The organism is Marivirga sp., assembly GCF_024636815.1.
In the GTDB taxonomy this organism is placed as follows: domain Bacteria; phylum Bacteroidota; class Bacteroidia; order Cytophagales; family Cyclobacteriaceae; genus Marivirga.
Map to the genome: position 1 here is coordinate 1 of NZ_JAGXGF010000031.1, position 10,826 is coordinate 10,826.

Annotated in this window: 10 protein-coding genes; 1 reads left to right on the forward strand and 9 read right to left on the reverse strand. The window is 35.3% G+C overall.

All coding sequences use genetic code 11. The annotated features are described in order from the left end of the window. The coding region (locus Q0L29_RS02710) for a lamin tail domain-containing protein (protein ID WP_296618855.1) at positions 1-1,705 on the forward strand (1,705 nt) is incomplete at its 5' end. A gap of 268 nt (positions 1,706-1,973) precedes the next feature. Here Q0L29_RS02710 and Q0L29_RS02715 read toward each other — a convergent pair. The 9 genes from Q0L29_RS02715 to mfd all read right to left on the reverse strand — a co-directional run. Continuing rightward, positions 1,974-2,126 (reverse strand): hypothetical protein, encoded by a 153-nt coding sequence (locus Q0L29_RS02715; protein ID WP_296618856.1) that lies wholly within the window; start codon positions 2,124-2,126, stop codon positions 1,974-1,976. Continuing rightward, positions 2,113-2,577 carry a PIN domain-containing protein gene (locus Q0L29_RS02720; RefSeq protein ID WP_296618858.1) on the reverse strand — a complete coding sequence of 155 codons (465 nt, stop codon included), beginning with the start codon at positions 2,575-2,577 and terminating at the stop codon, positions 2,113-2,115. Before Q0L29_RS02720 ends, Q0L29_RS02715 begins: the two co-directional genes overlap by 14 nt. A gap of 22 nt (positions 2,578-2,599) precedes the next feature. Next, the gene (locus Q0L29_RS02725; protein ID WP_296618860.1) at positions 2,600-3,178 is read right to left on the reverse strand and encodes a hypothetical protein; all 579 of its coding nucleotides are present in this window, start codon (positions 3,176-3,178) and stop codon (positions 2,600-2,602) included. A 55-nt stretch (positions 3,179-3,233) separates the two neighbouring features. After that, positions 3,234-4,754, reverse strand: coding sequence for a 2,3-bisphosphoglycerate-independent phosphoglycerate mutase (gpmI, locus tag Q0L29_RS02730; protein WP_296618862.1), 1,521 nt, complete (start codon positions 4,752-4,754; stop codon positions 3,234-3,236). A 287-nt stretch (positions 4,755-5,041) separates the two neighbouring features. Further along, the gene (locus tag Q0L29_RS02735) at positions 5,042-5,644 is read right to left on the reverse strand and encodes a hypothetical protein (RefSeq protein WP_296618864.1); all 603 of its coding nucleotides are present in this window, start codon (positions 5,642-5,644) and stop codon (positions 5,042-5,044) included. Positions 5,645-5,793: 149 nt separating this feature from the next. After that, on the reverse strand, positions 5,794-6,411 hold the full coding sequence (locus Q0L29_RS02740) for a hypothetical protein (RefSeq protein ID WP_296618865.1): 618 nt from the start codon (positions 6,409-6,411) through the stop codon (positions 5,794-5,796). Next, positions 6,408-6,671: a hypothetical protein gene (locus Q0L29_RS02745; protein ID WP_296618866.1), complete on the reverse strand. Its 264-nt coding sequence runs from the start codon at positions 6,669-6,671 to the stop codon at positions 6,408-6,410. Before Q0L29_RS02745 ends, Q0L29_RS02740 begins: the two co-directional genes overlap by 4 nt. 52 nt (positions 6,672-6,723) lie before the next feature. Beyond that, positions 6,724-7,428 (reverse strand): TIGR04255 family protein, encoded by a 705-nt coding sequence (locus Q0L29_RS02750; protein WP_296618868.1) that lies wholly within the window; start codon positions 7,426-7,428, stop codon positions 6,724-6,726. A gap of 133 nt (positions 7,429-7,561) precedes the next feature. Next, on the reverse strand, positions 7,562-10,826 hold a 3,265-nt coding region (mfd, locus tag Q0L29_RS02755), incomplete at its 5' end, for a transcription-repair coupling factor (protein WP_296618870.1).

The following is a 10,826-nucleotide window of genomic DNA, read 5'->3' on the forward strand; positions in this document are numbered from 1 at the left end:
CACTATAACATTGGACAGCATTTCAGACCAATCAGGAAACCTAATACTTGATTTTCAAGAAGAAGTTATTTTGACGAATCCTGCCAAGCCTAGCTTTAATGAACTTATCATCACTGAAATTATGGCAAATCCAAATGAGGACCAGCAATTGCCGAATCGTCAGTACGTGGAAATTTATAATTCTACAGATAAACTGTTTTCACTGACGGATGTGAAATTTATGGATGAACGAGACACTGTAGAATTAGGCTTGAATTACATTGAAGCAGGTGAGTATTTACTTTTAACGCCCAGTTCGGCTGAAGAAGATTTAAGTCCTTATGCAAGGACAATTGGTTTAAGTCCGTGGCCAAACTTAAATAACCGAGGCGATGATTTGCAATTAATCACCGATGAAACTATTGTCAATCAAGCATTTTACAGAGATAATTGGTACAAAGAAAATTTCAAATATGAGGAAGGCGGATGGTCATTGGAGATTATTGATGTCCAAAATCCTTGCCTTGGCATTTCCAATTGGAGAGCATCAATTGCTGATGCGCAAGGTACTCCTGGCACGGAAAATTCTGTAAAAGAAGCAAACATAGATCAAAGCGGACCTGAATTGGAAAAAGCTTTTGCCCCAAAAGCAACTGAAGTTTTAGCTTACTTTAATGAGGCTATTAACATCCCCCAAATCCGAAGAAATCAATTCAGCATTAGCCCAGATATTAGAATTGAAAGTGTTGAAATAAAGGATTTGAATTCCGTAAAATTAACTTTAGCTGATGAATTAAAGGCTAAAGTTCAATACAGATTATCTGCGAATAATTTAACAGATTGTGTGGGAAATATCATCAGTACAGACGCCAGTCAATTAACTTTTGCTTTAGCAGAACTCCCCCAACAAGGAGATGTAGTATTAAATGAAGTGCTCTATGACCAAAAATCAGGAGGGGCAGATTTTATTGAATTCCTCAATATATCTGATAAATACATTAACTTAAGTGGATGGACTATAAAAGGCAATAATCAGGAAAATGTGATATTGGAAAATGAAAATGTAATCATAGCACCAGGGCAATATTTAGCTCTAACTCCTGATAAAGCGAGTACGATTAAAGACTATCCTACTTCTCATGTAGCAGAAAATATTATAGAAGTTAATTTACCAACTTTGACGAATGGAGAAGGAATAGTAAGAGTTGTATCCTCCAATAAATCCTTAAAAGAAATTTTCGAATATTCAGATGACATGCATTTATCATTTCTACGCACAGTTGATGGCGTTTCTTTAGAAAGAATTCATCCTGAAGCGCCTATCAATCAAGCAGATTCATGGAGCTCTGCTGCTTCAGCGGTGGGCTATGCCACTCCGGGCAAGGTAAATTCCCAACTGACCAATGAAAACATTAGCTTTGGCAATATAGAAGCGAATCCGAAAACTTTTGCGCATAATCAGTCTGGCAGGAATTTCACATTAATCAATTATAGATTAGATGATGCAGGCACAAAAGCCACGGTAAAAATATTCGATATGAAAGGCACTATGGTCAACACTTTAGCTAATAATGAAACTCTTAGCAGCACCGGCTTTTTCCGCTGGGATGGAGTAGATTCCAATGGCAGAAAAGTAAGAACTGGCTATTATATTATTTACTTTGAGCTTTTCACAGCTGAAGGGAATAGAAGGGTGGTGAAGGAACGGGTGGCTGTGGGGTTTTAAAGCCCCCTTTTATTTTCCCCCAAAAAGGGGAAAGACGCACGGAAATTCTTTAGCTTTATAATAAGAGACTTTGAAATAATTGTGATATAAATTGATATCTAAGGCTCATCAGCTCCTATGGAACAAGTATATATATCTAACCAGAGGCAAGCGATAGTTGTATTGATATGATATGGTAGAGCTTCCTGCCTCCGGCTGGTGGAAACTACTGGCACCTCGGACGCATTTAATTAGAAAGGCAGTATTTCCTGACTAGGAATTGCTGATTCTATCCCATTGGCTTTACCTTAGATTCAGCCCTTCGCTTTCTAAAATATTCCAAAATTTCTTCTTTAGTCATTTTAGATAATTTCTCGCTCAATTTATCTCGTTGCTCTCGCATAAATTTAACCGAGTCAAAAGTTTTATCAGTCGTTTTCATAATTTTCAAATTCTCTAGGTGAACGAATTTCTAATTGCTTATATCCCATTTTAATATTGATAGAATTATAACCAGTTATTCTATCAATGTTGACAATATGCTTAAAGTTCCAGCTTACTAAATAATCTGCTCTATTAATAGTGGCAACAGCAATATGTAAGCAATCTGCATAACTTGTTCTACCTACTACTTTTTCTTTAATATAGGCATTTGCTAAATCAATAGCTTCATCAGTAGTTTCTAGAAATTCAGAGGCTTTTTCTTCCAAAGCAATTATTAATTCTTTAACATGATTTGGTGCAAATTCTAACTCATCTTGCGTGATTTCAGAAAACAATAAGATAAAATCATCATTTCTTATTCTATCAATTAACGGAATAGTATGCTCTAGAAACTCTTCGTCAAAATATCCTCCAAAAACTGATGTATCTAAATATAATCTTTGTTTCACTTTTCTAATTTAGAAATTTAAATCATTCCACAACCTCACTCTCAATAGAAAAAGTAACCTCATCTTTCATGGCTATTTTTTGTCTCCCATAGATTTTGTAGGAATCCAGGACAGTCAAATCATCAGATTTTTTGAATTTGATTTCAAAATTTCTTTCGGAAATATATAGCGCATTATTTTCATGATAGCGTGCCTCCAGTTTGGTGACACTACTGTCATTATCAAAATAGACATGCAGATACTCTACGCCTAAAGAAGGCTTTTCAGTAGTATATCGCCATATCTTTCCTTCGCTTGTTTTTTCTTCCGTAGCTTCATAGGCATCAAATAAAGTGGGCTTATTGATATCTGCCAATTTGAAAACCTCCAATTCATTTTTCCAGCCCAGGGAATCAAATTCCATAGTGTCTTTTTCCTTTTTGCCATCTACTTCAATGGACTTTTCAATTTTCGGCTGAAGTTCAGCTAATAATTGGGATTGCTTGTCAATTAGCGACTCCACATCATAATACTCATTGATGGGTTTTTCCCTTACTGCTGTTTCGCAAGCAAAAAAGGAAATTACTATAATCGCAAAAATAATACTGTTGAGGTTTCTCATATTTTATAAATGTAAATTGAAAGGGATTTGTTTTATCAAACCCCTCTTAAATTTATTAACTAATCAGTATATTCCCCGTCATTTCTTTAGGGATTTCTACATCCATAATTTTCAAAATGGTAGGGGCTAAATCTCCTAATTTACCGTCCTTAATACTGCCCTTAAATTCATCATCAACCAAAATACAAGGTACTAAGTTAGTGGTGTGAGCCGTGTTTGGGCTACCATCCTCATTTACCATATAATCCGAATTTCCGTGGTCGGCTATAATGATGGTGGCATATCCATTTTCTTTGGCTACATCCACTACGGCTTTGGTGCAACTATCAACCGTTTCGCAAGCTTTTACGGCTGCCTCGAAGACTCCCGTGTGACCTACCATATCAGGATTGGCAAAATTCAAACATACAAAATCGGTATCTCCTTTTTTCAACTCGGGAATGATTTTATCGCGGATATCACCAGCACTCATTTCCGGTTGCAAATCGTAGGTAGCCACTTTCGGAGAAGGGCACATCAAGCGTTTTTCACCTTCGAATTCAGTTTCTCTACCACCTGAGAAAAAGAAAGTAACGTGAGGGTATTTCTCGGTCTCTGCAATTCTAATTTGCTTTTTATGATGTTTTTCTAAAACCTCGCCTAAGGTATTGACCAAATTATCCTTTTCGAAAAGCACCTTTACTCCTTTGAAAGTATCATCATACTTGGTCATGGTGATATAATGCAAATCTAAAGGATGCATATTTTGCTCGTGAAAAGCTTTTTGGGTTAACGCTTGTGTGATTTCCCTCCCTCTGTCGGTTCTGAAGTTGAAAGAAATCACTACATCACCTTCTTCGATTTTGGCAACAGGATTTCCATTTTCAGTATGAATAATAGGTTTGATAAATTCATCGGTAACACCTTCATCATAGGAAGTTTGAATAGCATCTGATATGGAATCAGTGTTTTTACCCTCACCGTGTACCATTGCATCATAAGCCAATTTGACTCTTTCCCATCGGTTGTCTCTGTCCATGGCATAATATCGACCAGTTACAGAAGCAATTTTAGCGCCTGTTTTTTCAGCATGTTTTTCAACATCTGCAATATAGTCTTTTCCACCATTCGGGTCAGTATCACGACCATCCGTAAAGGCATGAACGAATAAATTTTGAACGCCTTCATCATGAGCCAGGCTCATCAAGCCTTTCAAATGTCCGATGTGGGAATGCACACCGCCATCAGAAACCAAACCTATGAAATGGACTTTCTTATTCTGCTTTTTGGCATATTCCATGGCATCCGTCCAAACCTGATTTTCTTTGATGGATTTTTCTTCAATGGCCTTATTGATTTTCACTAAATCCTGGTATACAATTCTGCCTGCACCAATATTCATGTGACCTACTTCAGAATTCCCCATCTGTCCTTCGGGTAAGCCCACCGCCAGACCAGAGGCCTCTAGTTTGCTGTTTTTGTATTGGCTGTAAAGGCCGTCCACAAAAGGGGTGTTTGCCTTGTCAATAGCGGATACTTCTTTGTTGGTGGCTAAACCCCAGCCATCCAATATCATTAAGATTACTTTTTTGTTCATTTTGTAGGTTTTTTCTTTGTTTTAAATTTCTTTATACAATTACTTATCTCTATTCTTTCTTTATCAGAAAGTGGAGGGCTTTTTATTATGAAATCTACGTTTTTTGGTTCTTTTATATGTCCCATTGTTAATTCCTAATTTTAAGTAAGATTAGAGAAACTAGATTTTTAAGTTTTCTCCCAAGCTATAATGATTAATAAATTTAAGCATTGTAGCTGGCTTTCCAAGTGCTGGCTACTTTCCAAACTCTAAAACATCTTTCATTCAAAGGCAATACAGTTCTTAATTTATTTTGGGATAATACTCCAACTATCGTTTTGTTTTTTTATGAGAAATGGACCGTGATGACCGCTCATTGATGAGGCTTCAAATCCAACACCATAATGAATGACAACTAATCCCATGTTTTTTTCTTCATTAAAACAAATCCTAGAGAAGCTTATCATTGAATATTGTTCGTCAGCAGTTATCTTATCAGTACAATTATAACATTGTTTCAATGGAGTGTTTAAATTTATCTTTCCCTTTGTAAATTCTCTATATTCTAATTGGTAAAATGTCTTCGAATTATATAAATCAGAAAATTGAGCATTTAGCCCTTCATTTTGATAAACCTTACTATTCATCCATTTATTATCTTCAAAAATCTGTGAAATTGGTAGTAATGCATCAGATATATAAACTTTTATCTCTTCAGGTTTAAAACCTCTTTGCATTAAAGCACTATCAATTTTACTATGTCTAGGAATACGATTTTTCTTTTCTATGTAGTGAGTGATGAAGCTATTGATTACACCTTCAATTGCTTTTTCTTCTTCTGAATTATATGATTTGGAACTATCACAAGCTATAATCAAAAGGATAAAGAAAAGTGAAGATAATTTTTTCATTTTTGTAATGGTGTGATATTAACCTAACGCTAAAAATTGTGGTGTTTTAAAAGCTTCCCACTTTCCACCTTTGATAAAGGTAGCGAAAAGCGAGAATATTTCAATTAGCAACTAACCCCCATTGTTTTTAGCTAGTATTGAGTGGCCGTTCATATATTCACACTTCTTCTCTCAACCTTGTCTTGAATTCGTGTGAAATGGATTGATAGTTTTAGGAGAAATAGGTAAGCCCCATAATCACTTAATGTAAACAATCTTTTCTCTTTTAGATTGGCTCTAGGAATTAATTTGTTAGGAAAATTACATACCCTATCAAAGAAAATTATTGATTCATCTATTTTACTCTCAACCTTTGGCAAGAAAAATATTTGAGTAATTTCTTGATTTTTAACAGATTGAATATGTGATTTTATTTGCTGTTTAGATTTGCTAGATTTATTCAGTAATGTTTCTTGGTATTTATTTAAATTGAAAATTGGTGTATAAACTACTTGAGAAGGAAAATTTCTTTTATTGTCTAAATCAATATCGCAGGTATTGGATAAAATCATACTTGGAACTGGTTTAATATCTGGATTTGGTAAGTTTACAACCAACAATTCATTTAAACCATCACCTTGATAGATAATTTCAGTATCTGATAGGTAATTAGTGTATATTCTTTTATCAAGATTGTTTGGAAATTTTTTTAAAGCATCAAAAAGTTCTTTATCCGATTCTGCAGATAGAAATTTTGGTAAATACAATTTGAAATCTTCCAAATTCATATTAAATCCCAAAAGTTATCATTCACAATATCAACAAATTCATTTTCAATATCTTTAGAGTTATTTAGTAGATTTTTAGTAAAAGAAATCATAGTGTCAATTTTTTCTGAATTTTCATCATATAATTGATAATCAGATGATTTGTTAAATGCATTATCTTTCCAATCATCGACAATGATTTGATTTCCATATTTAGTTTCTTGTTGAGGAGTTAGATAGTTATCCGTTTCTAAATTCAAAGTAACTACACTTGAACTCAAAGTAGCTAAAATAAAAAGGTTTGATAATGATGAATTTGAATTAGTAATCATATCAATATATTGGATTTAGTGAATTTAAAAATTCGTCTTTTAACAAACTAAAAAACAATTCTTTTTCTTTTAAATGACCTTCTGAAATTATCTTATCCTTATTTTTAAAGAATTCTAATAAATTTGATGTTGTAAATGTATCAATGTCAATAATAGAACCTAATCTATTATCATGATTTGCATTATTTGCAACTTGTAATGAACTTTTATAAGACTCGTGTTCTATTTCTGTTCTTATAATAGTGTTTTTATATGCTATATCGTCATTTCCGATACTCACTTTTAATTCAATATCGTTGAAAATGTCATGGGCGAAAAAGTTTATGTAACGAATACCAATTCTTGTTACGGATTCAATTACACCAACGTTATTAACTCTATTTAATATGTCAAAAATCTGTTTTGAAAACTCTTCCCAGCCAGAGTATTCAGGAAAAGAACTTATCGTTAGTACATCAGGCCCAATTTGAATAACAAATCGTTCATTTGAAATTTTATAGTGCGGTTTAAATTTAAAATTTGGGTCATTAGTTCTTACAGCCTCTGGTAATTGTAAAATCGGTAAGTTTTCGGTTTTCGGAAAATCTGTTCTAAGAACATTATATATCATACCAAAAACAGCACTCGGATGAATTTTAGATGTAAATCTAATTTCAAAAATTGCGTCTAGAATTGGACACGGGCTTATAGTCTTTGGTAATGTCATTTTAGATTAATTATTAAGTACAAATCTAATTCTTTTACTGGAAACAACGAATCTTTAGTGTTACAACGTAATTTTCCTTAAAACTGATATGCCACCCAACTAAGTTATAAAGATACAAACTCTCAAATAATCCCTAAACCGCACCCACTTCTTCTCCAGCCATATCAAATATAATGGCTTTAGCTTGTTCTATGTTCTCTATATCCTCAATTTTCAATATTGGTCTTCCTTTGTAATCTTTCATTTTGCACTTTTTAGAATGCATTTGTACAAAAGTTAAAATCCTACCGAAAATATCTGATTTGAAATATTTTTCATTGTCAGCAGGCACAAAGTAAGCCTTTAAACTACCATTTTTAATCAACAATTTCTCAAAACCAAGGCTTTCTGCTTTCCATCGGATGCGCACGGTTTCTATTAAATCGTACACAGGCTCAGGAATTGGTCCAAAACGGTCTTGCATTGATTTTTCAAAAACACCAAGCTCTTCTTCGTTTTTGATATTGTCCAATTGTGAATAAAGACTCAACCTTTCCGTGATATTCCCAACATAATCTTCAGGAATCAGAATTTCTAAATCAGTTTCTATGGTGCAATCCTGGGCAATGATTTTTGCCTTCTTGGCTAATTCATCTTTAAATAAATCGGCAAAATGGCTTTCTTTCAATTCGGCTACAGCATCATCCAGAATCTTATGATACATATCAAAGCCTAAATCAGTAATAAATCCGCTTTGCTCGGCACCCAGCATATTTCCTGCGCCTCTGATATCCAAATCTCGCATGGCCACTTTGAAGCCATCGCCCAAATCTGAAAACTCTTCCAAGGTGGTTAATCTCTTTCTGGAATCGGAACTTAAACCAATCGTTGGCGGAGTCAATAAATAGCAAAATGCTTTTTTATTGGAACGTCCAACCCTTCCTCTCATCTGGTGCAAATCTGACATGCCAAACATATGCGCATGATTGATGATAATGGTATTGGCATTCGGGATATCCAATCCAGATTCAATGATGTTAGTGGAAACCAAAACATCATATTCTCCTTCAATAAACCGCATCATAACTTTTTCAAGTTTTGCTCCATCCATTTGACCATGGGCAACGCCAATTCGGGCATCCGGCACTAATTTGAGAATGATATTACCGACTTGTTCGATATCTCCAATTCGGTTGTGTACGAAGAACACTTGACCACCTCTTTGCAATTCGAAAGCAATAGCATCACGCAAAACCTCTTCATTAAAGGTGTTTAATTGAGTGGTAACGGGCTGTCGATTGGGAGGAGGTGTTTGAATCACACTCAAATCCCTTGCGCCCATTAAACTAAAATGCAAAGTTCGTGGAATAGGCGTGGCAGTTAGAGTCAAAACATCCACATTCACACGGAATTGCTTCAATTTATCTTTTACCGAAACCCCAAATTTCTGCTCTTCATCAATCACCAATAAACCTAAATCCTTGAATTTAACATCCTTATTTACAATTCGGTGCGTTCCGATGGGAATATCGACTTTGCCTTCTTCCGTGCGCTTTAAAATATCTTTTATCTGTTTGGTGGATTTGAATCTGTTAATGTATTCCACAGTAACAGGCATTTTTTCCAATCTTTCAGAGAATGTCCTGAAATGTTGCATGGCCAGAATAGTGGTAGGCACTAAAATGGCTACTTGTTTATTGTTATCCACTGCTTTGAAAGCCGCTCGGATGGCGACTTCCGTTTTACCAAATCCTACATCCCCGCACACTAATCTGTCCATAGGATGTGCCTGTTCCATGTCTGATTTTACGTCCGCAGTAGATTTTGCCTGGTCTGGTGTATCCTCATAAATAAAGGAGGATTCTAATTCTGCTTGAAGGAAACTATCTTGCTCGCAGGCAAAACCTGGGGCGGATTTTCTTTTGGCGTAAAGCTCAATTAAATCTTTCGCAATGTCTTTTACCTGCTTCTTGGCTTTCTTCTTTTTGTTTTCCCATTCAGGGGAGCCCAGTTTACTAATGGTGGGAGTATTTCCTTCCTTGCCGCTGTATTTTGATATTTTGTGTAGGGCATGAATGCTGACATAAAGCAGATCATTATCCCGATAGATCAAGCGGATGACCTCTTGCTTTTTACCGTTATTGTCCACCTTATCCATGCCCGCAAAACGGCCCACTCCATAATCGATGTGCGTTACAAAATCTCCAGGTTGAAGATTTTTGAGTTCCCTAATGGTGATGGCTTTTGATTTGCTTTGCTTGTCTTTGGTTTTGTACCGATGGAAACGCTCGAATATTTGGTGGTCGGTATAGCAGGCTAGTTTCAGCTGTTCATCTATAAACCCAGCCCTTAAAGTATGAGGTAAAGATTGGAATTTGATGAAAGGGTCAATTTCCTCAAAGATATTTTTTAAGCGCGCAGTTTGCGTTAAGGATTCAGAAGAAATGATATTGACCAAACCCGCTTCCTGATTGCTGGATAAATTTTCGGCTATTAAGTCGAAATTTTTGTTGAAAGAAGGCTGAGGCTTAGCCTGGTATTCAAATTCCTTATCAGCTTTCAAATAGAAACGATTTCCAAATTCTACTTTCAGATATTTTTCTAATCCTTTTTTGAAACTTTCTGGAGTTTCGAACAACATTTCTGGTTCTAAAACGACCTTGGTCTGATGCGTGCTATCTAAAATTTCCTGAAAAGAATGTGAGGCCTTATCGAAGTACTGCTGAAGAATATCCAGTGTTTGATTATAATCCTTAAACCAAATTTTGGTATTGTTCGGGATGTACTCCAATAAAGATTCTCTACGTTCTTCCAATAACTTGGTCTGAACATTAGGAATGATGTTGATTTGCTTTACTGTTTCTGTGGAAAGCTGAGAAGCCACATCAAAGGTTCTGATGCTATCAATTTCATTTCCGAATAATTCAATTCGGTAGGGCTCATCGCTGGCATAGGAAAATATATCAATTATTCCACCTCGGATGGCATATTGACCGGGTTCATAGACAAAATCGGTAGGCTCAAAATCGTAGGTCTGTAATAATTCAGCAATGAATTCCACATCGAAACTTTCACCCACTTTGGCAGTGAACGTATTAGACTTTAACGACTTTTTATTGATAACTTTTTCCGATAGCGCTTCTGGATAAGTGACGATAATTTCACCGGTCGAGGTCTTATTGTTAATGCGGTTTAGGATTTCCGCCCGCATCAAAACATTGGCATTTTCAGTTTCGTCAAATTGATATGCTCTTTTATAAGATGTAGGAAAAAGTAAAGGTTCTTTGAAGTCAAGTAAGTTTTGCAAATCATTTTGAAAATAGGCAGCTTCTTCCTTATCGTGTAAAATGATGAGTTGATTTTGATGATTTAAAAGGTGCGAAACAGCAACAGCAACGGCATCCAAACTGCCAACCAAA